22 protein-coding genes, 1 rRNA gene and 1 riboswitch are annotated in these 23,977 nt (G+C 70.9%); of the genes, 9 read left to right on the top strand and 14 right to left on the bottom strand.

Features of this window, described 5'->3' with window-relative positions; genetic code table 11:
* On the bottom strand, positions 1-1,310 hold a 1,310-nt coding region (locus tag AB0950_RS09190), incomplete at its 3' end, for a family 43 glycosylhydrolase (RefSeq protein ID WP_366778198.1).
* 232 nt (positions 1,311-1,542) lie between these two features.
* Between AB0950_RS09190 and AB0950_RS09185 the strand changes: the two genes are divergently transcribed.
* The 4 genes from AB0950_RS09185 (at position 1,543) to AB0950_RS09170 (ending at position 5,674) form a co-directional block, all read left to right on the top strand.
* Complete coding sequence (locus tag AB0950_RS09185; RefSeq protein ID WP_366778197.1) at positions 1,543-2,073, top strand: universal stress protein; 531 nt, start codon at positions 1,543-1,545, stop codon at positions 2,071-2,073.
* 273 nt (positions 2,074-2,346) lie between these two features.
* Positions 2,347-2,904 (top strand): hypothetical protein, encoded by a 558-nt coding sequence (locus AB0950_RS09180; RefSeq protein ID WP_366778196.1) that lies wholly within the window; start codon positions 2,347-2,349, stop codon positions 2,902-2,904.
* 315 nt (positions 2,905-3,219) lie between these two features.
* On the top strand, positions 3,220-5,175 hold the full coding sequence (locus tag AB0950_RS09175) for an APC family permease (RefSeq protein ID WP_360147062.1): 1,956 nt from the start codon (positions 3,220-3,222) through the stop codon (positions 5,173-5,175).
* 100 nt (positions 5,176-5,275) lie between these two features.
* Entirely contained in the window at positions 5,276-5,674 is a 399-nt protein-coding gene (locus AB0950_RS09170) for a helix-turn-helix transcriptional regulator (RefSeq protein ID WP_360575573.1), read from the top strand.
* Between the two features lie 63 nt (positions 5,675-5,737).
* Here the strand turns inward: AB0950_RS09170 and AB0950_RS09165 are convergent, their stop codons facing one another.
* Positions 5,738-6,220, bottom strand: a complete 483-nt coding sequence (locus tag AB0950_RS09165; RefSeq protein ID WP_360147068.1) for a molybdopterin-dependent oxidoreductase — start codon at positions 6,218-6,220, stop codon at positions 5,738-5,740.
* Positions 6,221-6,423: 203 nt separating this feature from the next.
* On the opposite strand from AB0950_RS09165, the gene modA reads away from it, so the two are divergent.
* The 4 genes from modA to AB0950_RS09145 are packed head-to-tail and all read left to right on the top strand — an operon-like array spanning position 6,424 to position 9,674.
* A complete protein-coding gene (gene modA / locus AB0950_RS09160; RefSeq protein ID WP_366778195.1) occupies positions 6,424-7,248 on the top strand; it encodes a molybdate ABC transporter substrate-binding protein in 825 nt (274 codons plus the stop codon).
* Complete coding sequence (modB, locus tag AB0950_RS09155; protein WP_360575571.1) at positions 7,245-8,105, top strand: molybdate ABC transporter permease subunit; 861 nt, start codon at positions 7,245-7,247, stop codon at positions 8,103-8,105. The genes modA and modB overlap by 4 nt, the downstream gene beginning before the upstream one ends.
* Positions 8,102-9,226 carry an ABC transporter ATP-binding protein gene (locus tag AB0950_RS09150; protein WP_366778194.1) on the top strand — a complete coding sequence of 375 codons (1,125 nt, stop codon included), beginning with the start codon at positions 8,102-8,104 and terminating at the stop codon, positions 9,224-9,226. The genes modB and AB0950_RS09150 overlap by 4 nt, the downstream gene beginning before the upstream one ends.
* Positions 9,227-9,254: 28 nt before the next feature.
* Positions 9,255-9,674: a TOBE domain-containing protein gene (locus tag AB0950_RS09145; RefSeq protein WP_360147080.1), complete on the top strand. Its 420-nt coding sequence runs from the start codon at positions 9,255-9,257 to the stop codon at positions 9,672-9,674.
* A 53-nt stretch (positions 9,675-9,727) separates the two neighbouring features.
* On the opposite strand, the gene gcvP is transcribed toward AB0950_RS09145, so the two are convergent.
* Positions 9,728-12,613: an aminomethyl-transferring glycine dehydrogenase gene (gcvP, locus tag AB0950_RS09140; RefSeq protein ID WP_366778193.1), complete on the bottom strand. Its 2,886-nt coding sequence runs from the start codon at positions 12,611-12,613 to the stop codon at positions 9,728-9,730.
* Positions 12,614-12,789: 176 nt separating this feature from the next.
* A riboswitch (glycine riboswitch) is annotated at positions 12,790-12,884 on the bottom strand.
* A gap of 119 nt (positions 12,885-13,003) precedes the next feature.
* Here gcvP and AB0950_RS09135 point away from each other — a divergent pair.
* Entirely contained in the window at positions 13,004-13,375 is a 372-nt protein-coding gene (locus AB0950_RS09135; protein ID WP_360147086.1) for a PRC-barrel domain-containing protein, read from the top strand.
* Here the strand turns inward: AB0950_RS09135 and AB0950_RS09130 are convergent.
* The 11 genes from AB0950_RS09130 to rrf form a co-directional block, all read right to left on the bottom strand.
* The gene (locus AB0950_RS09130) at positions 13,297-14,787 is read right to left on the bottom strand and encodes a DNA polymerase IV (protein WP_366778192.1); all 1,491 of its coding nucleotides are present in this window, start codon (positions 14,785-14,787) and stop codon (positions 13,297-13,299) included. The genes AB0950_RS09135 and AB0950_RS09130 overlap by 79 nt on opposite strands.
* A 66-nt stretch (positions 14,788-14,853) precedes the next feature.
* Entirely contained in the window at positions 14,854-15,498 is a 645-nt protein-coding gene (locus AB0950_RS09125; RefSeq protein ID WP_366778191.1) for a MerR family transcriptional regulator, read from the bottom strand.
* A gap of 220 nt (positions 15,499-15,718) precedes the next feature.
* Complete coding sequence (locus tag AB0950_RS09120; RefSeq protein ID WP_004934251.1) at positions 15,719-16,192, bottom strand: bifunctional nuclease family protein; 474 nt, start codon at positions 16,190-16,192, stop codon at positions 15,719-15,721.
* An 86-nt stretch (positions 16,193-16,278) separates the two neighbouring features.
* On the bottom strand, positions 16,279-17,016 hold the full coding sequence (locus AB0950_RS09115) for a MerR family transcriptional regulator (protein WP_366778190.1): 738 nt from the start codon (positions 17,014-17,016) through the stop codon (positions 16,279-16,281).
* 44 nt (positions 17,017-17,060) lie between these two features.
* Positions 17,061-17,888: an FHA domain-containing protein gene (locus AB0950_RS09110; protein ID WP_330341269.1), complete on the bottom strand. Its 828-nt coding sequence runs from the start codon at positions 17,886-17,888 to the stop codon at positions 17,061-17,063.
* Between the two features lie 190 nt (positions 17,889-18,078).
* Complete coding sequence (locus AB0950_RS09105) at positions 18,079-18,975, bottom strand: DUF881 domain-containing protein (protein WP_360147100.1); 897 nt, start codon at positions 18,973-18,975, stop codon at positions 18,079-18,081.
* A 5-nt stretch (positions 18,976-18,980) separates the two neighbouring features.
* On the bottom strand, positions 18,981-19,313 hold the full coding sequence (locus AB0950_RS09100; protein WP_003988855.1) for a small basic family protein: 333 nt from the start codon (positions 19,311-19,313) through the stop codon (positions 18,981-18,983).
* Positions 19,310-20,227 (bottom strand): DUF881 domain-containing protein, encoded by a 918-nt coding sequence (locus AB0950_RS09095; protein ID WP_366778189.1) that lies wholly within the window; start codon positions 20,225-20,227, stop codon positions 19,310-19,312. The genes AB0950_RS09100 and AB0950_RS09095 overlap by 4 nt, the downstream gene beginning before the upstream one ends.
* A 168-nt stretch (positions 20,228-20,395) precedes the next feature.
* Positions 20,396-22,891: a mannose-1-phosphate guanyltransferase gene (locus tag AB0950_RS09090; RefSeq protein WP_360147106.1), complete on the bottom strand. Its 2,496-nt coding sequence runs from the start codon at positions 22,889-22,891 to the stop codon at positions 20,396-20,398.
* A 114-nt stretch (positions 22,892-23,005) separates the two neighbouring features.
* Positions 23,006-23,614 (bottom strand): CDP-alcohol phosphatidyltransferase family protein, encoded by a 609-nt coding sequence (locus AB0950_RS09085; protein ID WP_366778187.1) that lies wholly within the window; start codon positions 23,612-23,614, stop codon positions 23,006-23,008.
* A 106-nt stretch (positions 23,615-23,720) separates the two neighbouring features.
* A 5S ribosomal RNA gene (rrf, locus tag AB0950_RS09080) occupies positions 23,721-23,837 on the bottom strand.
* Positions 23,838-23,977: the final 140 nt, after the last annotated feature.

The following is a 23,977-nucleotide window of genomic DNA, read 5'->3' as shown; positions in this document are numbered from 1 at the left end:
GCCGCCCAGCCATTGCCCGTACCCGCTCCGACGGCGTCGCCTCCCCCGGCTCCCTCCAACCCGTCGTCACCGCCCGCCCCCGAGCCGTTCCCCGCAACGGTCGCCCGGCCGGTGCCCGTGCCCGCTCCGGGGGTGTCGGCTCCACCGGCCACCTCCAGGTCGTAGTGATGCTCCTCGTCCAGGCGGACGGAGAGTCCGGCGCGGCCGGTGCCGGACTCCAGGCGGGCGGCGGCGCGGCAGTCGAGGTGCTGCTGGCGGCGGCCGACGAAGGTGTGGCCGGGACGGTCGAGGCTGTCCCCGGTGGCGGTCAGCGTGAGCCGGCCGGGCCGCTCGGTGAGCGACCAGCACCCCTCGGGCCTGCGGCGCGGCGATATCCAGTACGGCGCGAGCACCGGGGAGGTGAAGTCGTCGCGCACCGGGGGCGGTTCGATGGGGGACCAGGCGGCCGGCGCGGGATGCCGCTCGCGCACGGGGCCCACCCGGGGCCAGCCGTCGGCCCACTCCACCGGCACCAGGAAGGTCTCCCGGCCGAGGACGTGGAACTCCGGGAAGTAGCCGCGCGGCCGGGTGCCGAGCAGCACCATCCACCAGGTGCCGTCGGCCGCCTGCACCAGGTCGGCATGGCCGGTGCACTGGATGGGCGAGCTCGAACCGCGGTGGGACAGCAGCGGGTTGCCGGGCGCCGGTTCCCACGGGCCGCGCGGGGAGCGGGCGCGCGCGGCCGAGACACCGTGGCCCAGTGCGGTCCCGCCCTCGGCGAGCAGCAGGTACCACCACTCGCCGATCCGGTAAAGATGCGGCGCCTCGGGGTCCCTGAGGCCGGTGCCGGACCACATCGGCAGCGGGCCTTCGAGCACCTCGCCGGTGCGCGGATCGATCCGGGCCACGGTGACCCCGGCCATGGCGCACCAGCAGGAACCGTCCTCGTCCCAGGCCAGATCGGGGTCGATGCCGGGCAGGTCGATCCACACCGGGTCCGACCAGGGGCCCTCGGGGCGCTCGGCGGTGACGAGGAAGGTGCCGCCGGCGCCGACGCTCGTGGTGATGACGTGGAAGAGCCCGTCGCGGTACCGGATCGTCGGGGCGTAGACGCCGCCCGAGGCGGGCGTGTCGTCCGGCAGCGCCAACTGCCCCGGGCGGTCGAGGACGTTGCCGAGCTGGCGCCAGTGCACCAGGTCGCGGCTGTGGAAGACCGGGACACCGGGGAAGTACTCGAAGCTGGAGCACACCAGGTAGTAGTCGTCCCCGACCCGGCACACGCTCGGGTCGGGGTGGAATCCAAGGAGGACGGGATTGTCGTACGTCCGCATGGGTGGCCTCGAAAAGGTTCGAAAGTTTCGATTGTGATCTCGAATCCTAGCGGCGGCCGACCCGATCGTGTACGGCCGGACAGCCGCGCCGGAACCCGTTGAAAAAGACACCGTTCACCCGCCTGGTCGAATCGCCGGTGCCGGAGTGGGATGGAAGGAAGCAAGGGCCTTGCAGGACGGGCACGTCCGCGTGCGAGACGCCCCGGCGGCGCCCGCGAGGAACGGTGGAGTGATGTCGGGTTACGACGCCTCGGCGGCCCCGCGTGTGGTGGTCGGTGTGAGCGGCTCCCTGGGCAGCGTCACGGCCCTGCGGCGGGCCACCGCGCTGGCCCGCCGGCTGGGAGCCGAACTGTGGCCGGTGCTGGCCTGGGAGCCGCCCGGCGGTGATACGGCGGCGCGCCGCTCCCCCGCCGCCGGTCTGCTCCTCGAGGACTGGCAGCGGCTTGCACGGCAGCGGCTGGCCTCGGTGCTGGAGGAGATCTTCGGCGGCAACTCCCCCGGTGTGCCGATGCACGCGGTCGTGGTCCGCGGCGCCCCGGGACCGGCGCTGGTGGCGACGGCGAACCGGGAGGACGACGTGCTGGTCGTGGGCGCGGGCCGGCGCGGTCTGCAGCGCGCCTTCTCCGGCCGCGTCTCCCGGCACTGCCTGGCACACGCCGCCTGCCCGGTGCTCGCCGTGCCCCCGTCGCCCCTGGAGTCCGAGCTGCTGTCCGTCCACCGGCGCAACACCTGGCATCTGCGCATGGACATCCGCAGGCTGTGAGTCGGAGCCAGGGCGGCGACGACACCGCCGGGAGCGGAGGCAGGGTGGGCGGCGAAAGCGCCGAGCGACCCGCGCGGTGAGCCACCTGCGCGGCGAAAGCGCCGAGTGACCGCGGTGAAGCCTGCGGCAGCCCCGCACGGCCTGGCGCCCCGGCGCCCCGGCACACCGGTCGCGCTGGCGTTGCGTCAAGAACCGCCGCTGTGCCGTCAGGACCCCGTCAAGGTGCGCCGCGGCCGGGCTCCGGCGGGACCGGAACTGTCTAACGTCTGTCTCATGAGGCAACGCGACGACACCCGCACCCGGCGCACCGGCTCGTCTCCGGCCTGCGCGGGCGGCACGGTGTACGACCGCGACTGGGCGGCGGACGTGCGCAGGTCGATCCGCTGTGCCGGTGTGCTGCTGGCGCTGCTGCTGCTCATCGACCGGGCGGCCGGCTCCCTCTCGTGGTGGCACGGTGCCCTGTGGGCGGGCATCGCCCTGCTGCTGTTGCTCGTCCTGTTCCCGGTACGGGTCTCGGCCGGTGCCGGCTGGCTGGCCGCCCGCCGGCTGCTGCGCACCCGGCGGGTCCGCACCGATCTGCTGGTCGCCGTACGCCCGCTGGACGGCGTCGCCCAGCGCCTGGTCCTGCGCGACGCCCTCGGCAACCGTGCCGAGATCGACCCCGAGGTCCTGATCCGCAACCCCGGCCTGTGGCACCTGCTCGACGAGGGCGCCCGGATCTCCGAGGCAGCCGGCACCCTGGTGTGCGGCACGACCGCCCTGCACCGCCTCGCCCGCCGCCTAGACAGCGAGACGGCCCGGGAGGTGTTCCGCGCCTCCGGCCTGGAGTAGCCGAGGCGTCGTACCGCACCTCCGTAAGCAGAGCGAGGCCATGCGTACCAGCCCCACGCCATGACGCTCGGTGGCCGACGAGGGGCTGATGAGGGGCCGACCCCGCGACCGGCGAACGCCGCCGCCGTACCCCCGGCAAACACCTCCGGCCTCCCCTTCTTGATGCGGCCCCGCCCCTCGCGGGCCATTCTTAACGCAAGATTGACGCCCCCCGGGCCCGGATCCGTGGGCCCAGGCATCACTCTCCGCATACGCTGGTGCAGCCGTCCGCGGGATGGCCGGAAAAGAGCTGAGCCGCACACAGGAGCACCCTCGATGGCCACGACCGAGCACCCCCCTCCCAGTCGCTTGCGCAACTGGATGCTGGAGGGCCTGTCCGACATGGGCAAGGGCGGTGGCCACACCGGACCGCACGCCCCGCCGGAACCCCCGCACAAGGGGCAGCGCTGGTACCGGGTGATGTGCCTGACCGGTGTCGACTACTTCTCGACCCTCGGCTACCAGCCGGGCATCGCGGCCCTGGCGGCCGGACTGCTGTCCCCGATCGCGACCATCGTGCTGGTCCTCGTCACCCTCGCCGGCGCCCTGCCGGTCTACCGCCGGGTGGCCGAGGAGAGCCCGCACGGCGAGGGCTCCATCGCCATGCTGGAGCGGCTGCTGTCGTTCTGGAAGGGCAAGCTGTTCGTCCTGACGCTGCTGGGCTTCGCGGCCACCGACTTCCTGATCACCATCACCCTGTCGGCCGCCGACGCCTCCACTCACCTCGTGGAGAACCCGCATCTGACCAGCACCCTGCACGGCCACCAGATGGTGATCACGCTGTTCCTGGTGGCGCTGCTCGGCGCGGTCTTCCTCAAGGGCTTCCTCGAGGCGATCGGTGTCGCGGTCGCCCTGGTGGGGATCTACCTCGCGCTCAACGTGGTCGTCGTCATCGTCGGCCTCTGGCACGTCGTCACCGCCGGGCACGTGGTCACCGACTGGACCGGCGCCCTGACGGCGGAACACGGGAACGTCTTCGTGATGGTCGGCGTGGCCCTGATCGTCTTCCCGAAGCTGGCCCTCGGCCTGTCCGGGTTCGAGACCGGTGTCGCCGTCATGCCGCATGTGCAGGGCGATCCCGGGGACACCGAGCAGAAGCCGACCGGCCGGATCCGGGACGCCAAGAAGCTGCTCACGACCGCCGCGCTCATCATGAGCGGCTTCCTGATCACCACCAGCTTCATCACCACGCTGCTGATCCCGGCGGACGACTTCAAGACGGGCGGCCCCGCCAACGGCCGTGCCCTCGCCTACCTCGCGCACCAGTACCTCGGCGGCGGCTTCGGCACGGTGTACGACGTCTCGACCATCGCCATCCTGTGGTTCGCCGGCGCCTCCGCGATGGCCGGCCTGCTGAACCTCATGCCGCGCTACCTGCCGCGCTACGGCATGGCCCCGCACTGGGCCCGCGCGGTCCGGCCCATGGTCATCGTCTTCACGCTGATCGCGTTCCTGGTGACCTGGATCTTCGACGCCAATGTCGACAAGCAGGGCGGCGCGTACGCCACCGGTGTGCTGGTGCTGATCAGCTCCGCCGCGATCGCGGTGACCATCGCCGCGCGCAAGGCGGGGCAGCGCAAGTGGACGATCGGGTTCGGCGTGATCGCGGCGGTGTTCCTCTACACGACCGTCGTCAACGTCATCGAGCGCCCGGACGGCGTGAAGATCGGCGCCTGCTTCATCGCGGGCATCATCCTGGTGTCGTTCCTGTCCCGGCTGGCCCGTGCCTTCGAGCTGCGGGTGACCACCGTGACGCTCGACCCCATGGCGGAACGATTCATCCGGGACATGGCCAGCCGGAAGATGCGCTTCATCGCCAACGAGCCCGGCCACCGGGACAAGGCCGAGTACCGCGACAAGATCGAGCAGATCCGCGCCGACAACGACATGCCCGAGCAGGAGGACTTCGTCTTCGTCGAGGTGAAGATCACCGACCCCTCCGAGTTCGAGGCGAGCATGGCCGTGCACGGCGAGGTCCTGCACGAGCGCTACCGCGTGCTCACCCTGGAGCACTCCTCCATCTCCAACGCCCTGGCGGCCTTCCTGCTGCACGCCCGGGACATGACGGGCTGCACCCCGCACATCTACTTCGAGTGGACCGAGGGCAACCCCTTCGCCAACTTCCTGCGCTTCTTCCTCTTCGGCCAGGGCGAGGTCGCCCCGGTCACCCGCGAGGTCCTGCGCGAGGCCGAGCCGAACCGCGAACGCCGGCCCCGGGTGCACACCGGGTGAGCCCGGGCGGGACCCGGCAGGGGCGCGAGCCGCCGCCATATCGCGCCCGACGGCAGGCCCACGTCCCCGGTTGCCGTGCCGTGGTCCTATCGTGACCGGCATGCAGTCCTACACGATCGGCCAGGCGGCGCGGCTGCTCGGCGTGAGCCCCGACACCGCCCGCCGCTGGGCCGACGCCGGCCGGGTGGCGACCCACCGCGACGAGGCCGGGCGGCGGCTCATCGACGGCAGGGACCTGGCCGCGTTCTCGGTCGAACTGGCCAAAACGGGCGGCGGCGAGGAGGACCACCCCTCCTACACCTCCGTCCGCAACGCCTTCCCCGGCATCGTCACGGCGATCAAGCTCGGCGACGTCGCCGCCCAGGTCGAGATCCAGGCCGGCCCGCACCGGCTGGTCTCCCTGCTGACCCGTGAGGCCGTAGAGGAACTGGGCCTTGAGGTCGGCATGGAGGCCACCGCGCGCGTGAAGTCCACCAACGTGCACATCGACCGGGTCTGACCCGCCCCCTGCCGCAACCGGCAGGACAGCCACGCCCCAGAAGGGGTACGACGGTTGAGCCACTCACCCGGCCGACGCGTGACCGGGTGCGGAACGCGCCGCATCGGCACAGCGGTAGCCGCCGTCCACCCGGATCGCCGTGATCCCGCTGATGTGCCGCGCCCCGCACCGGTCCTGCGGAAGCACCAGCTGGGGCCCGGCCGTGTCCAGCGGGGTGTCGTCGATGCACACGCCCAGCAGGACGGGCGCGTCCGCGAAGTCGGGGTCGATCTCGGCCCAGGAGAGCACCGCGTGGTGGCCGTCGGTGCCCGAGACGGCGATGAGGAAGCGCAGCCGGTCCTTGCGCCGCACCGGGTCGAAACCGGGTCCCGCGTCGGCGAGGACGTCGTACAGGCGCGGGCCGGTGAAGTGGTGGTGCTGGATGCCGCTGGTGGCGCACTCGAAGCTGACGTCCGCCCGGTGCTGCGGCCAGCGGAGCAGCTCGGGGACGGTCAGCCGGGCGGGCCTGGCGAGATCGCCGGTCAGGGTGAGTCGGGCGAGCGTCATCGGCGAGCACCTCCCGCAGGACCGTACCCACCGGCGGCTGCCGTACAAACGCACATGCAAGCTCCACGTCACAAGTTCGCGGCTCATGCGATGCCACAGGAGACTTATGCCTGGCAGATGCGGCAGTATCATCGCCGAGCGGCCGGCCTTTCCGGCCACGACAGGGCGCGACCGTTGTTCCGCAGAACGCGAGGAGTACACCCGTGAAGACCCGTTCCGTGCGCCGGACCCGGCGGATACTGCAGCTGGCCGGTGCGGGAGCCGCCGCCCTGCTGGCCCTCAGCGCCTGCTCCTCGTCCTCCGACTCGAAGGACTCGGCGTCGGGCGCGTCGGACACCGCCTCCCCGAAGCTGTCCGGCAACGTCACCGTGTTCGCCGCCGCCTCCCTGAAGGAGAGCTTCACGACCCTGGGCAAGGAGTTCGAGAAGGAGCACCCGGGCACCAAGGTCAGCTTCAACTTCGGCGGCAGCGACACGCTCGCCGCGAGCATCACCGGCGGCGCCCCGGCGGACGTCTTCGCCGCCGCGAGCCCCAAGACCATGGCGATCGTGACGGACAAGAAGGACGCGTCCGGGCCCCCGGCCACCTTCGTCCGCAACCAGCTGGAGATCGCCACCCTGCCGGGCAACCCGCACAAGGTGGCCTCCCTGAAGGACCTCACCGAGTCCGGCCTCAAGGTCGTCCTGTGCGACAAGACCGTGCCGTGCGGCGCCGCCGCCCAGAAGGCCCTCGACGCCGCCAGGCTCAAGCTCACCCCGGTCTCCTACGAGCAGGACGTCAAGTCCGCCCTGAACAAGGTGGAACTGAAGGAGGCGGACGCCGCGGTCGTCTACAAGACCGATGTGAAGTCCGCGGGTGGCAAGGTGGAGGGCGTGGAGTTCCCCGAGTCCGCCAAGGCGATCAACGACTACCCGATCGTCCTGCTGAAGAACGCGCCGAACGCCGCGGCCGCCAAGGCGTTCATCGCCCTCGTGCGGTCCGCCGAAGGCCAGAAGGTGCTCGGCGAGGCCGGTTTCCTCAAGCCGTGACCTCGCTCCTCGAACCCGGCGCCGCGACCGGCCCCCGCACGGGCCGGCCGCGGCGCCGCCGCGTCGGCGCGGGGGGCCGGCGCGGGGTGCCGTTGCCGCTGCTGCTGCCGGGCCTGCTGGCGCTGGCGTTCCTGCTGCTGCCGCTTCTCGCGCTGCTCGTCCGCGCGCCCTGGCGCAGCCTGCCGGAGCAGCTGTCCAGCACCGAGGTGTGGCAGGCGCTCCAGCTGTCGCTGGTCAGCGCCACGGCGGCCACGGCCGTCAGCCTCGTCCTGGGCGTGCCGCTGGCCTGGCTGCTGGCCCGCACGGAGTTCCCGGGCCGGGGGCTCGTACGGGCCCTGGTGACCCTGCCCCTGGTCCTGCCGCCGGTGGTCGGCGGTGTGGCCCTGCTCCTCGCGCTCGGCCGCAACGGGGTGATCGGGCGGTGGCTGGACGCCTGGTTCGGGATCACGCTGCCGTTCACCACCGCCGGGGTCGTGCTCGCCGAGGCGTTCGTCGCGATGCCGTTCCTGGTCATCAGCGTCGAGGGCACGCTGCGCGCCGCCGACCCGCGGTACGAGGAGGCGGCGGCCACGCTGGGCGCGTCCCGCTTCACCGCGTTCCGCCGGGTCACGCTGCCGCTGATCGCGCCCGGCATCGCGGCGGGCGCGGTCCTCGCCTGGGCACGCGCGCTCGGCGAGTTCGGCGCGACGATCACCTTCGCGGGCAACTTCCCCGGGCGCACCCAGACCATGCCCCTCGCGGTCTACCTGGCCCTGCAGAACGACCCCGACGCCGCGATCGCCCTCAGCCTGGTCCTGCTGACGGTCTCGATCGCGGTCCTGGCGGCCCTCCGAGACCGCTGGATGACCACCTCATGACAAACGCCCACTCCCCGCAACGGCAACCCGCAGCCTCCGACGGCGCTCACAGCACCGCACACCCGCACCCGCAGCCGCACCCCCACGCCCTGGACGCCCACCTCGTAGTCGACCGCCCCGGCTTCCGCCTGGACCTCACGCTCACCGCCGCCGCCGGTGACGTCGTCGCCCTTCTCGGGCCCAACGGCGCCGGCAAGACCACCGCCCTGCGCGCCCTCGCCGGCCTCACCCCGCTCACCGCCGGTCACCTGCGCCTGGACGGCACCGCCCTGGACCGCACTCCCCCGGAGTCCCGTCCGGTCGGCGTGGTCTTCCAGGACTACCTGCTCTTCCCTCACCTGTCCGCCCTGGACAACGTCGCCTTCGGCCCCCGCTGCCAGGGCGCGAGCAAGGCGGAGGCCCGCGCCCAGGCGGCGGCCTGGCTGGACCGGATGGGCCTTTCCGCCCACGCGGGCGCCAAGCCCCGCCGCCTCTCCGGCGGACAGGCCCAGCGCGTGGCCCTGGCCCGCGCCCTGGCCACCCGCCCCCGGCTGCTGCTCCTGGACGAGCCGCTGGCCGCGCTGGACGCCCGCACCCGCCTGGAGGTCCGCGCCCAGCTCCGCCGCCACCTGGCCGAGTTCGAGGCCGTAGCCGTCCTGGTCACGCACGACCCGCTGGACGCCATGGTGCTCGCCGACCGGCTGGTCGTCATCGAGCACGGCCGCATCGTCCAGGAGGGCGCCCCCGCCGACATCGCCCGCCGCCCGCGCACCGACTACATCGCCCAGCTCGTCGGCCTCAACCTCTACCGCGGCCAGGCCGACGGCCACACCGTGCGGCTCGACGCGGGGCCCTCGATCACCACCACCGAGGAGCTGAACGGTCCGGCGTTCGTGGCGTTCCCGCCGTCCGCCGTCACCTTGTTCCGGGACCGGCCCACCGGCGCCAGCGCCCGCAACCTCTGGCGCTGCAAGGTGGCCGGCCTGGAGACGCACGGTGACCGGATCCGCGCCGACCTCACCGGCGAAGTGCCGCTCGCCGCCGATCTCACCACGGTCGCCGCGGCCGACCTCGACCTGCACCCCGGGTCTGCTGTCTGGGCGACGGTCAAAGCGACGCAGACGCACGCGTACCCGGCATGAACGGGCGGGCGCTCTACGGTGAGTGTCCATGACCCTGAGCATCCGCAACCAGCTCCCCGGCACCGTCACCGAGGTCCACCCCGGCGAGGCCATGGCCATCGTCAGGCTCCGTCTGGACGGCGGCCAGCACCTCGTGGCGGCCATCACCAAGGAGTCCGCCGACGAACTCGCCCTCGCCCCCGGCTCGTCCGTCCGCGCCCTGGTGAAGTCGACCGAGGTCTCCGTGGCCACCGGCCGGGTGGACGGCCTGTCGATCCGCAACCAGCTTCCCGGCGCGGTCACCGGCCTGACGACCGGCGCCGTCATGGCAACGGTGAAGATCTCCGTGGACGGCGGCGTCCTGACCGCGGCGATCACCAAGGACGCGGTCGCCGACCTCGGCCTCTTCGTGGGTTCCGACGTGGTCGCCCTCATCAAGGCGACGGAGGTGTCCCTCGCGACGGCATGACAGGCCGAGGGCCCCGCCCGGAGTCCGGACGGGGCCCTGCAGAAGCCGCTCGCTCAGTCCTCGTACGCGTCCAGCGGCGGGCAGGAGCAGACCAGGTTGCGGTCGCCGAAGGCCTGGTCGATGCGGCGCACCGGCGGCCAGTACTTGTCGGCGGCCGAGACACCGGCCGGGAAGACGGCCTCCTCGCGGCCGTAGGCGTGCTTCCACTCACCGCCGAGCGCGGCGGCGGTGTGCGGGGCGTTCCGCAGCGGGTTGTCCTCCGCGGGCCACTCGCCCGAGCCGACCTTCTCGATCTCCGCGCGGATGGCGATCATCGCGTCGCAGAACCGGTCCAGCTCGGCCAGGTCCTCCGACTCGGTCGGCTCGATCATCAGCGTGCCGGCCACCGGGAAGGACATGGTCGGCGCGTGGAAGCCGTAGTCGATGAGCCGCTTGGCCACGTCGTCCACGCTCACGCCGGTGGTCTTGGTGATCGGGCGCAGGTCGATGATGCACTCGTGGGCGACCAGGCCGCCGGGGCCGGTGTAGAGCACCGGGTAGTGCGGCTCCAGGCGCTTGGCGATGTAGTTCGCCGACAGCACGGCCACCTGGGTGGCCCGCTTCAGGCCCTCGCCCCCCATCAGGCGGACGTACGCCCAGGAGATCGGCAGGATGCCCGCCGAGCCCCACGGGGCGGCCGAGATCGGGCCGACGCCGGTCTCCGGGCCGGCGGCCGGCTGCAGCGGGTGGTTCGGGAGGTACGGCGCCAGGTGCGAGCGGACCGCGACCGGGCCGACGCCGGGGCCGCCACCGCCGTGCGGGATGCAGAAGGTCTTGTGCAGGTTCAGGTGCGAGACGTCACCGCCGAAGTGGCCCGGCTTGGCGAGGCCGACCAGCGCGTTGAGGTTGGCGCCGTCGACGTACACCTGGCCGCCGGCCTCGTGGACCTGCGCGCAGATGTCGGCGACGTGCTCCTCGAACACGCCGTGCGTGGACGGGTAGGTGATCATCAGCACGGCCAGCTCGTCGCGGTACTGCTCGATCTTCGCCCGCAGGTCCTCGACGTCGATCTCGCCGTCCCCGGCGGTCTTGACGACGACGACCTTCATTCCGGCCATCACGGCGCTGGCCGCGTTGGTGCCGTGCGCGGAGGACGGGATCAGGCAGACGGTGCGCTGCTCGTCGCCGTTGGCGCGGTGGTAGCCGCGTACGGCGAGCAGGCCGGCCAGCTCGCCCTGGGAGCCGGCGTTCGGCTGCAGGGAGACCTTGTCGTAGCCGGTGACCTCGGCGAGACGTTCCTCCAGCTCACGGATGAGCGTCAGGTAGCCCTCGGCCTGCTCGGCGGGCGCGAAGGGGTGCAGCTGGCCGAACTCGGGCCAGGTGACCGGCTCCATCTCGGTGGTCGCGTTGAGCTTCATGGTGCAGGAGCCCAGCGGGATCATGCCGCGGTCGAGCGCGTAGTCACGGTCGGCGAGCCGGCGCAGGTAGCGCAGCATCGCGGTCTCGGAGCGGTGCTGGTGGAAGACCGGGTGGGTGAGGTAGGCGTCGGTGCGCAGCAGCGCCTCGGGCAGGGTGTCCTGGGCGGTCGCGTCCAGCGCCTCGATGTCGGCCTCGACGCCGAAGGCGTTCCACACGGCGGCGAGCTGGGCCCGCTTGGTGGTCTCGTCGCAGGCGATGGAGACGTGGTCGGCGTCGACGAGGTGCAGGTTGACGCCGTTGTCCCGGGCGGCGGCGACGACCTGGGCGGCCTGGCCGGGCACGCGCGCGGTGAGGGTGTCGAAGAACGTGCCGTGCACGATCTCCACGCCACCGGCCTTCAGGCCCTCGGCGAGGAGGGTGGCGTACCGGTGCGTACGGCGGGCGATGGTCTTCAGGCCCTCCGGGCCGTGGTAGACGGCGTACATGCCGGCCATCACGGCGAGCAGCACCTGCGCGGTGCAGATGTTGCTGGTGGCCTTCTCGCGGCGGATGTGCTGCTCACGGGTCTGCAGCGCCAGGCGGTAGGCCTTGTTGCCGTCGGCGTCGACGGAGACGCCCACGAGACGGCCGGGCAGGCTGCGCGCGAACTTCTCGGTGACGGCCATGTAGCCGGCGTGCGGACCGCCGAAGCCCATCGGCACGCCGAAGCGCTGGGTGGTGCCGACGGCGATGTCGGCGCCCAGCTCGCCCGGAGAGGTGAGCAGCGTCAGGGCGAGCAGATCGGCGGCGACGGTGACGAGCGCGCCCAGCTCGTGCGCCTGGTCGACGACCGGCTTGATGTCGCGTACGGCGCCGGAGGCGCCCGGGTACTGGATCAGCACGCCGTTGATCTCGCGCTCGGCGACCTCGGCCGGGATGCCCTCGGAGAGGTCGGCGACGACGACCTCGACGCCGGTCGGCTCCGCGCGGGTCTGGATGACGGCGATGGTCTGCGGCAGCGCGTCCGCGTCGACCAGGAAGAGGCCCTTCTTGTTCCTGCCCATGCGGCGGGACAGCGCCATCGCCTCGGCGGCGGCGGTGCCCTCGTCCAGGAGGGAGGCGCCGGAGGTGGGCAGGCCGGTGAGGTCGGCGACCATGGTCTGGAAGTTCAGCAGCGCTTCGAGCCGGCCCTGGGAGATCTCCGGCTGGTACGGCGTGTAGGCCGTGTACCAGGCCGGGTTCTCCATGACGTTGCGCAGGATGACGGGCGGGGTGAACGTCCCGTAGTAGCCCAGGCCGATCATGGAGTCGAGGACCTGGTTGCGGTCGGCGAGCGCGCGCAGCTCGGCGAGCACCTCGGCCTCGGTGCGGGCGCCGGGCAGGTCCAACGCGTCGGCGTTCTTGATCACATCGGGAACCGCCGCGGCGGTCAGCTCGTCCAGCGAGCCGTAGCCGACGTGCGCGAGCATCTTCGCCCGCGCCTCCTGGTCGGGCCCGATGTGGCGCTGCTCGAACGGGATGCCCGCTTCGAGCTCCGAGAGCGGAATGCGGTGGGCGGTCATTGCGGAGGCCTCCTGGTCTGACGCGACCTTCGAGGGGCACCACTGCACGGGTGCCCGGACGGCCTCCCCCTCTGTCATCTCAACCTGAGAGCTTCACCGGGTCGCCCGAGGGCACCCGGTTTTCACCGTCGGTGAGGGCCGGTGCCGTCGACACCCGCCCTGCTTTCCAGAGTGACCTCGTCCGTGCGGTACGTGAGCCTGAGAGATTCCGGGGAGGATTTGCTCCTTCGGCGCCTCCGAGGTGATCGGAGGACTCTCCCGCACGGGGTCAGCAGCCGCTGTCAGCCTACCAGCGAGGTCAACGCCGGGGCCCTCGAGTGGCCGCCCGACTGAATGTGCTCTTTTGTAGTGCTTACGGATGAGTTGCGACCAAGTGGAGGGAGACGGACCGTGCAGACCGAGATCGATCCGCGCAACCTGATCGGCCGCAAGGCGTTCGACCGCAATGGCACCAAGATCGGCACGATCGACGAGGTGTACCTCGACGACGCGACCGGCGTGCCCGAGTGGGCGGCCATACGCACCGGCCTGTTCTCCCGCGACGCCTTCGTCCCCCTGGAACCGAGCGAACTGATAGACGGCTCCCTCCACGTCCCCTTCGACCGCGCCCTGATCAAGGACGCCCCCGACTTCGGCGTGGGCCGCCACCTCTCCCCCGAACAGGAACTCCAGCTCTACCACCACTACGGCCTCGACGTGGTCTCACCCCCCTCGGTACCGGACCACGACTTCGGCAAACTGGCGGGCTCGGAGGAGACCTGATCGCTGCGTTCCTCCGGGGTCCGGGGCGCAGCCCCGTGTCGGCCGCTGCCTGACCGACCGAGACGGGCAGGCGGATGAGGAGGATCCGGAACCAACGGCAACGGATCGGCGGACTCCAGCGCAGGATCGTCGACAGAAAACGTCCGCACCCGCCCCGGAGCGGACTGCGGCGTCTCGAACCGCACCGTCACCCGGCCCAGCCCGCTCCCCTGCACCCACCCGTGCCCGTACTCCGCATGCCTGACGTCCTGACCGGCCCGCCACGATCTCTCCTCCGGCTCCGGCCGCTCCGCCACCACCTCGGCCCCGGTCTCCTCCGGCGTCTCCGCCGCCTGTGCGGGCATGGCCTGCGCGAACAGGTCCTCCTGGGTGTAGTCGGCGAGCCCGGAGACGCCCACGCCGAGCAGCCGTACCCCGCCCGTGGTGTCCACGGAGTCCAGCAGCCGCGCGGCCGCCTCCCGCACCACCGCCGGATCGTCGGTCGGTCCTCGCAGCGTCTCCGAACGGGTCAGCGTGGAGAAGTCGTACCGCCGCACCTTCAGCACGATGGTCCGCCCCGACAGCCCGGCCCCCTGCAGCCGCCCCACGCACCGGTCGGCGAGCCGCCGCACCTCCAGCCCGATCCGCAGCCGGTCGTGGATGTCCACGTCGTAGGTGTCCTCGACGGACACCGACTTCGCCTCGCGCTCGGCCACGACGGGCCGCTCGTCGTGGGCCAGCGCCATGGCGTACAGCGCCTGCCCGTGCGCCTTGCCCAGCAGCCGTACCAGCTCGTCCTCACCCGCCTCGGCCAGCTCCTCGACCGTGGTGATGCCCGCCCGGCGCAGATGGTCCCCGGTGGCGGGCCCCACCCCCGGCAGGGTCCGCACCGGCATCGGTCCCAGCAGCGCCCGCTCGGAGCCCGGCTCGATCACCACCAGGCCGTCCGGCTTGGCCTGCTCGGAGGCGATCTTGGCGAGCATCTTGGAGGCGGCGAGCCCCACCGATCCGGTGAGCCCGGTGACCGCCCGGATGTCCGCGCGCAGCTTGATGCCGGCCAGCCGCGCCGACGCCTCGTCCCAGGCGGTCCCGCCGGCCTCCAGGTCCACGAACGCCTCGTCCAGGCTGAGCGGCTCCACCAGCGGCGACAGCTCCCGCAGCAGCGCCATCACCTGCTCGCTGATCTCCCGGTACAGGGCGAAGCGCGGCACCAGATACGCGGCGTTGGGCGCCAGCCGGCGCGCCTGGGCCATGGGCATCGCCGAGTGGACCCCGAACACCCGTGCCTCGTACGACGCGGTGGCCACCACCCCGCGCGGACCGAGCCCGCCCACGACGACCGCTTTCCCGCGCAGGCTCGGCTTGGATGCCTGCTCCACCGAGGCGTAGAAGGCATCCATGTCGAGATGCAGGATCGTGGGCGCGTTTCTCACATCTCCGATGCTGCACCACGGCACTGACAATGCCGTGGTGCAGCGGACGGCCGGATGGGCCGGTGCTCAGACCGCCCGGTTGCGGCGCCGTGCCAGCTCGTCCGCGGGGTTGTGCCCGACGAGGGTCTCGCCGGTGTCGATGCGCTCGCCGTGCAGCTGGGAGAGCGCGCTTTCCACGTCGCGCCAGACCACGCCGACGGCGATCCCGAAGATGCCCTGACCGCCCTGGAGCAGGGCGTGGACCTCGTCGGGCGAGGTGCACTCGTACACCGTGGCGCCGTCGCTCATCAGCGTCATCCGCTCCAGGTCGCGGAAACCGCGTTCCCTGAGGTGCTGCACGGCCGTGCGGATGTTCTGCAGCGATACCCCGGTGTCCAGGAACCGCTTGACGATCTTCAGGACGACCACGTCACGGAAGCTGTACAGCCGCTGCGTCCCCGACCCGTAGGCGGGCCGCACACTCGGCTCGACCAGGCCGGTGCGCGCCCAGTAGTCGAGCTGCCGGTAGGTGATGCCGGCGGCCGCGCAGGCCGTCGGCCCCCGGTAACCGATCTGTTCCGACGTCATGGAAGCCGCCCCTCCGCCGTTCGGCACCACCGTCGGCCGCTGCGGAGCGTGATCCACCGCGCTGCTGTGAACCGGGTACGGCCCGTTCTCCCCGAAACCACCCACGGGAGCACCCCCAGCCGTACCGTCGCCGCTGGTTCTCACGCCGACCTCCGTCCTTGACCTGCCTTCACGACGGTAGGCAGTCACCAGGGGTGCGTCAACGATCGCCACACTCGGCACGCCGAGTGATAATCACCCTAGGAGTGGTTTCCCGTGCCCCACCGCGGGGAAAGGCTAGCCGAATGCGCTCGGGGGAACGCCTAGGACGCTCTCACAGGCCGATGGCACGTGCCGGTGCACCGGGCGTGGCCGTCGCTCGTGCTCACTGGTTGCTCGTACCGAAGTCCTCGGGCGAGATCTGGTCGAGGAACTCGCGGAACTTCTCCACCTCGTCCTCCTGCTCGTCCGGAATGGCGATGCCGGCGTCGTCCAGCACCGTGTCACTGCCGTAGATCGGCGTTCCGGTGCGCAGGGCCAGCGCTATGGCATCGGAGGGACGGGCGCTGACCTCGACCCCGCTGGCGAAGACCAGCTCCGCGTAGAAGACGCCTTCCCGCAGATCGGTGATGCGTACCTCGGTCAGCTCCTGGCCGACGGCCTCCAGCACGTCCTTGAACAGGTCGTGGGTCAGCGGCCTGGCGGGGGCCATGCCCTGCTGGGCGAACGCGATCGCCGTCGCCTCTCCCGGCCCGATCCAGATGGGGAGGTAACGGTCGCCTCCCACTTCGCGCAGGAGCACGATCGGTTGGTTGGAGGGCATTTCGACCCGGACACCTACGACATCGAGCTCGTTCACACAGCAACCCTAGGCCGTGCTCGGGACGTTTGGGTAGTCGGGCCGGGAACAGGTGGCCGATCCGGCCTGCCGGCGGCCCCCGGTGTTCAGGGCAGCCGCACCCCGAGCGCGGTCTGCACCAGCGCCGCGTGCAGCTTCACCGTGAGCGCCGCCAGCTCCTTCGCACGGGCCTCGGCGTGTGCCCTGGTCTGCGGGTTGCGGTGGCGCCTGAGCGGGGCCACGACCTGCTCCACGAGCCCGGCCTCACGATCGGCGGCGGCCTTCATCACCCGAAGGTGGCGTGGCTCGATGCCGTACCGGCCCAGTTCGGCGATGAGCGAGGCCACGGTGACCGCCTCGGCGTCGTAGGCCCCGTCCTGAAGCGGAGCGATGAGGCCGTACGACTCCCACTCCTTCAGGTCGGCCTCGTCGATCTCCGCGGCCGCCAGCAGCTCCGCCCTGCCCACGCGGGCCACCGTGGGCGCGCCGGACGGCTCCGGGACGTCCTCGCCGGTGCGCTGGCGCCCCACCAGGGGCAGCTGTACGGCCTCGCCGCGCTCCATGGCGTCCAGATGCTCGCGGATCACCTTGAGCGGCAGATAGTGGTCCCGCTGCATCCTGAGCACATGCGCCAGGCGCTCGACGTCCCTGGCGCCGAACTTGCGGTACCCCGCAGGGCTCCGCTGCGGCTCGATGAGCCCCTCCGACTCCAGGAAGCGGATCTTGGAGACGGTGACTTCGGGGAACTCGTCGCGCAGCACGTTCAACACCGTGCCGATGCTCATCAGCCCGCTGTCCCTGGCGGCGGTACCGCTTCCGGCACCGCCGCTCGGTGTGTGAAGCATGGACCTTCCCTGGGGTTCCCCCCGGACACCGGTCCGGGGGCGGGTCAGATGCCCTGCCGGCTCGCGTAGAACACCAGCCGGTACTTTCCGATCTGCACCTCGTCACCGTTCGACAGCGCGACCTGGTCGATCCGCTCGCGGTTGACGTACGTGCCGTTCAGACTGCCGACGTCGGCCACGGTGAAGGAGCCGTCCGGGGAGCGGCGGAACTCCACATGGCGACGCGAGACCGTGACGTCGTCCAGGAAGATGTCGCTCTGCGGATGACGGCCGGCCGTGGTCAGATCGCTGTCCAGCAGGAAGCGGCTGCCCGAGTTCGGGCCCCGGCGCACCACCAGCAGCGCCGAGCCCATCGGCAGCGCGTCGACCGCGGCCTGCGCCTCCGGCGAGAGCATCGGCATCTGGGTCTGGCCGGTGACCTCGGCGTCGTACGCCTCCAGGCCGGAGATCGAGATCGTGGACGTCGTCTCGGACGCGCGCTCCGGCGCCACCCCCGGGCGCAGCGGCGCGCCGCAGTTGGAGCAGAAGCGGGCGTTCTGCGCGTTGCGGTTGCCGCACCTCGTACACACCAGGACCGACATGGACGGATCCTCCTGCGGCTGCCCCGCCGGGGCGTTGGACGCGTACGGACCGGGGGCGTACCCTCCACCCGCACCCGAGGCTGACGGTTGCCCGAAACCTATGCCGCCGGACTGGGCAGGGTCAACCGACGCCCCGCCCTGACCTCCGGAAATGTCACCGCCCGGACCAGCGACCTGGTCCCGGAACAGCGGGCGCTGGCCCTCCGCGTCAGGCTGTGCGCGATGCCGAGCGGTCGCGTTGTCGCTGCCCTCTCGCGCGCTCTTGCCGAACAACTTCGCAAACAACTTCACGGGCGATTCCCCTTGACCGAAACAGACCCGCCCGTGGGGCAGGACGAACCCTGATTGCCTACACCGGCCGAGCCGGACATCTTCACAACGTCCGTAACCACCAGACAGTTTCCACCACGCACCACCGCTTCGGTGCGCCGACCCCCCGCAACCTCATGCCCCTGCCGGACGTCCCCCATGCACCGCCGGTTCACTGGGAGGACGACCGAGCGTAGTCAGGCCGCTTCGCCTGTCGCAAGGCATCCACGACGATCTTGCCGGACTGCTGGACCGTCACCGTGGCCTGCTCCTTCTCCAGGGTCTGCACCACGCCTCCCGGGATGTTCAGCGCCGGCTCCAGGTCCTGCGGCTTGCCGATGACCTTGAAACGATAAGGGGCGTTGATCTTGTTCCCGTCGACGCCCACGCCGTTGCCGGAGTCGGTGAAGTAGGTGTTCGCGACGACCCGGACCCCGTTGACCTGGATCGCCTCCGCACCGGCCGCGCGCAACTCCTGGATCGCGTCGAGCAGCATGTCAGCCTTGACCGTCCCCTTCGTGTCCTCGATCGTCATCGTGATGCCGGGACCCTGCGCGGCGACGGTGCCCGCCAGGATGCCGAGTTGCCTCTCCTTCTCGGCGGTCTGCCGGCGCGCCTCCGCAGCCCGGTCGGAGCTGCTCTGCAGTTCCTGGCGCTGCTTCTCGAGTCCCTGCCTCTCGTCCTCAAGACGCTGAGTACGCGAATCCAGTTCATCGAGGATGCGCACAAGATCCTCCTGGCGTGCCCCGCGCAGTGCGCTGTCGGTGTCGCTGTTGGAGGCCACCTGCACGGCCAGCCCGAAGCCGAGCCCGAACAGGAGGACGGCGACGATGAGTTGGGCCCGGGTGAAACGCGGCGGCCACAGGCCCTTGCCCAGCCGCTGCCGGCCGGTCAGCGGCTGCTCCGCCTGCTCCTCCTCGGGGGCCGGCTCGGACGCGGGTGCGGGCACCTCATCGGGGAGTTCCTTGCGGAGCCTGTTCCCCGGCCGCTCCGGCTGCTCCGGCCGCTCAGCCTCCTTGTTCCGCTCGCTCGGCTCGTTCGGCTCGCTCGGCATGTTCTGCTCGCTCATCGGTGTCACGCCCGGAACACGTGGCGCCGGATCGCCGCGGCGTTGGAGAAGATCCGGATGCCGAGGACCACCACGACACCGGTGGACAGCTGCGCGCCCACGCCCAACTTGTCGCCGAGGAACACGATCAGCGCGGCGACGACCACGTTCGACAGGAACGACACCACGAAGACCTTGTCGTCGAAGATCCCGTCCAGCATGGCCCGCAGACCACCGAACACGGCGTCCAGCGCCGCGACGACGGCGATCGGCAGATACGGCTCGACGACCGCCGGAACCTCGGGCCGGACCAACAGGCCGGCCACCACTCCCACGACGAGGCCCAGTACGGCGATCACGATGTGCCCTTCTCAGTCTTCTCGGTGCTCGGCTGTGCAGTACGTACGATCACGCTCGGTGCGGCGGGCAACCGCAGGTCGCCCTGAGCGGAGATGGTGGTGCGGATGCCGAAGTTCTGCTCCAGGGCGTGCAGGTACAGACCGTCGGCGCTGTTCTGGAACCTGGTGCTGAGCCGTTGCCCATCCCCCACCGCCAGCACCGTGTACGGCGGCACCAGCGGCCTGTTGTCGACCAGTATCGCGTCCCCCGCGGCCCTGATCGCGGACAGGGCGGTCAGCCGCTGCCCGTTGATCGAGACGGCCTCCGCTCCGGACGCCCACAGCCCGTTGACCACGCGCTGCATGTCCCGGTCACGGACCCGGCCGGTGTCGGAGAACCCCGAGGTCTCCCGCGGATTGGTGCCGTCACCGCCGGTGCTGGCCTCCTTGGCGTCGTCGACGACGAGCTTGACGCCGGGGCCGCGCACCGCGGTGGCGCCCGACAGAACGCCCACCAGGTCCGCCTTCGCGCTGCCGCCGCTCGACTTCAGCGCCGCCCGCTGGCGCGTGCTGACGTCGTCGCGGAGCTTGTCGACGGCGCTCTCCAGCTTGTCCGCGCTCGCGGTCTCGCTGTCGACGCGGTCGATCAGCTCCTGACGCTCCTTGGCCACCACGGGCGCCGCCGCCCGTGTCTGCGCCGCCCCGACGGTCACCACGAGCGCCGCGAGGACGAGGCCGGCCGCGAGGCCCAGCTTCGCCCTGAGCGTCCTGGGCAGGCCGCCCTCGCCCAGCGACTTCTTCCGGGCGGCGGCCTCGGCGTACCCGTCGTCGAGGCTGTGGTCCATGACGTTGGTGATCAACGACATGGAGGCGTCCGGACGCTGAGGCCGCGTGGGGCTGCTCCGAACGGGGGGTTGCTGCGGCATGCCGCACATCGTCGCATGTCGCGCGCGATTACTCCGAATGGCCCCACCGGCGTGCCGGACAGGCCCCCTTGGGGACACTTGTCCGGCACGCGCGCGTGCGCGGGTTTTGCGGTACGGCAGCGCCCGCTCCCTTATCTGCGGGCGCTGTCCGCGGCCACCTCCCGTGCCTGTTCCGGGCTACCTCCCGGCGCTGTCCACGACGGCCGACCACTCGTCCAGCAGGGCCTGCGCCGAAGCGTCGTCGGGGCCCTCGGCCCACAGGTGGGTGACGGCCTCCGCCGGGTCGGGCAGCACCATCACCCAGCGCCCGTCCGTCTCCACCACCCGCACACCGTCGGTCGTGTCGACGAAGCGATCCCCGGCTGCCTCGACCACCCGCCGCATGACCAGGCCCTTGACGGCCCACGGCGTGGCCAGGTCCCGCTTGAGGACGTGTGCCCGCGGGATCCGCGCGTCGATCTGGCTCAGCGTGAGCTGGGTGCGCGCCACCAGCCCGATGAGGCGCACGAACGCCGCCGTGCCGTCGTAGACGCTGCTGAACTCGGGGACGATGAATCCGCCCTTGCCGTCGCCGCCGAAGATGGTGCCTTCCTCGCCGCCCACGCGCGTGAGGTCGTCGGGCGAGGTGGTCGTCCACTCGACCTGGGTGCCGTGGTAGGCGGCGACCTGCTCGGCGATCCGGGTCGTGGTCACCGGCAGCGCCACCCGGCCGCTGCGCCGCTCGGCGGCCACCAGGTCCAGCATCACCAGCAGCGCGCGGTCGTCCTCGATGATCCGGCCCTTCTCGTCGACGAGCGACAGCCGCTCGCCCACGGGATCGAACCGGACGCCGAAGGCGGCCCCGGACGACGCCACTATCTCGCCCAGCCGGACCAGGCCGTTGCGCCGCATCTCGGCCGTCTCCGTGGGCCGGGACTCGTCGAGACCGGGGTTGATGGTCAGCGAGTCCACGCCGAGCTTGCCGAGCAGGCTGGGCAGTACGAGGCCGGCGCTGCCGTTGGAGGCGTCGACGACGACCTTCAGGCCGGACTCGGCGATCCCGGTCGTGTCGACGTTCCGCAGCAGCGACCCGGTGTACGAGTCGAAGACGCTCGCGGGGAAGTACAGGTCGCCGATCTCGCCGGGGAACGCCCGCCGGTACTCCTGCCGCGCGAACACCCGGTCCAGCTTGCGCTGGCTGCCCTGCGACAGGTCGGCGCCGTTGCCGTCGAAGAACATGATGTCGACCGAGTCCGGCACACCCGGCGAGGTCCGGATCATGATGCCGCCGGCGCTGCCGCGCGCGGTTTGCTGCCGGGCCACGGGCAGCGGCACGTTCTCCAGGTCGCGTACGTCGATGGCGCTGGCCTGGAGCGCGGAGATGACCGCCCGCTTCAGGGCCCGGGCGCCTCGGGAGTGGTCGCGAGCGGTGGTGACCGTGGAGCCCTTCTTGAGGGTGGTCGCATAGGCGCCGGCCAGCCGCACGGCCAGTTCCGGCGTGATCTCCACGTTCAGGATGCCGGACACCCCGCGCGCGCCGAAGAGATGGGCCTGTCCTCTGGACTCCCAGATGACGGAGGTGTTGACGAAGGCGCCGGCCTCGATGGTCTTGAACGGATAGACCCGGACATTGCCCTGCACGATCGATTCCTCACCGATCAGGCACTCGTCCCCGATGACCGCGCCGTCCTCGATCCGCGCGGCCCGCATGATGTCGGTGTTCTTGCCGACGACGCACCCGCGCAGGTTGCTGTGCTGGCCGACGTAGACGTTGTCGTGCACGACGGCCTTGTGCAGAAAGGCACCGCTCTTGACGACGACGTTCGAGCCGACGACCGTGTGCTCGCGGATCTCCGCGCCGGCCTCGACCTTCGCGTAGTCGCCGATGTACAGCGGCCCGCGCAGTACGGCGTCGGGGTGCACCTCGGCGCCCTCCGCGACCCAGACACCGGGCGAGATCTCGAAGCCGTCGATGTCGACGTTGACCTTGCCCTCGAGGACGTCGGCCTGGGCCTTCACATAGCTCTCGTGGGTGCCGACGTCCTCCCAGTAGCCCTCGGCGACATAGCCGTAGATCGGCTTGCCCTCCTTCATCAGCTGCGGGAAGACGTCACCGGACCAGTCGACCGGAACATCGGGTTCAACGTAGTTGAATACCTCGGGCTCCATGACGTAGATGCCCGTGTTCACCGTGTCGGAGAAGACCTGGCCCCACGTCGGCTTCTCGAGGAAACGCTCGACCTTGCCTTCCTCGTCGACGATGGTGATGCCGAACTCCAGCGGATTGGGCACCCGGGTCAGGCAGACCGTGACCAGCGCGCCCTTCTCCTTGTGGAAATTGATCAGCTCGGTGAGGTCGAAGTCGGTCAGCGCATCACCGGAGATGACGAGGAAGGCATCGTCCTTCAACGCCTCTTCGGCGTTCTTGACGCTTCCGGCGGTTCCGAGTGGCTTCTCCTCATTGGCATAGGTGAGCTCCATACCGAGCTCTTCGCCGTCGCCGAAGTAGTTCTTGACGAGCGAGGCCAGGAACTGAACGGTGACGACGGTCTCGGTGAGCCCGTGCCTTTTGAGCAGCCGTAGCACATGCTCCATGATCGGGCGGTTGGCCACCGGCAGGAGCGGCTTGGGCATGCTAGAGGTCATGGGGCGCAGGCGGGTGCCTTCGCCCCCGGCCATCACGACGGCCTTCATGTCGGAAGCGTCCTCCTCCAAGAGACGACGGTCTAGCCGACTTCACCCGTCCAGATTGTCCCGCACTTTTCCACCGCGGGCCATCGAGGCGTTACGTCCGGACAATCGCCGAGCTCAATCGGCCATGGCGTCCGCCCGAACCAAACGGCGGACTTGTACCACGTAGAGCACTCCTGCCCACCAATAGAGGGTTGTACCCCACCCGGCGAACGCCCATCCGAAAATAACAGCGAGTGACGCGATCCAACCGCTGCCGTCGCTGAGAAGCAGCAGCGGGAAGGCGTACATCAGACAGAACGTGGCCGACTTCCCGAGGAAGTTCACCTGCGGCGGCGGATACCCGTGCCGGCGGAGGATGCCCACCATCACCAGAAGCATCAGCTCTCGCGCGAGCAGAAGGCCGGTCAGCCACAGCGGCAGGATCTCCCGCCAGGTGAGACCGGCCAGTGTGGAAAGGACGTAGAGCCGGTCGGCGGCGGGATCGAGAAGCCGGCCGAGGCTGCTGATCTGATTCCAGCGCCGGGCGAGCTTGCCGTCCAGATAGTCACTGACCCCGCTCAACGCCAGCACGAGGAGTGCCCAGCCGTCGCTCTTCGGTCCCCCGAACTCGGGCCTGAGGATCAGCCACAGGAAGAGGGGTACGCCGACGAGCCGCGCCATGCTGAGGATGTTGGGGATGGTGAGGACCCGGTCCGTCTGGACACGTGTCTCCTGGACCTCCACCCGGGGGCCTCCTGTGCGAAAGAGCCAACGATGCTCCCTGACCTTACCTCAACGCAAAAAAGCTCCGGCTCCTGGGCAGTGCCCAAGAGCCGGAGCTGTAAAAGGAGTTCGGCGGTGTCCTACTCTCCCACAGGGTCCCCCCTGCAGTACCATCGGCGCTGTAAGGCTTAGCTTCCGGGTTCGGAATGTAACCGGGCGTTTCCCTCACGCTATGACCACCGAAACACTATGAAACTGTCGAACCATGCCGCACCACCCTCATTCGGGTGGGGCTGTTCGTGGTTTCAGAACCAACACAGTGGACGCGAGCAACTGAGGACAAGCCCTCGGCCTATTAGTACCGGTCACCTCCACACGTTACCG

Origin of the sequence: Streptomyces sp. NPDC007189, assembly GCF_040703635.1 — a bacterium.
GTDB lineage: Bacteria > Actinomycetota > Actinomycetes > Streptomycetales > Streptomycetaceae > Streptomyces.
The sequence above is the reverse complement of the archived record's forward strand: the minus strand, read 5'-3'. Positions and strand labels throughout refer to the sequence as shown.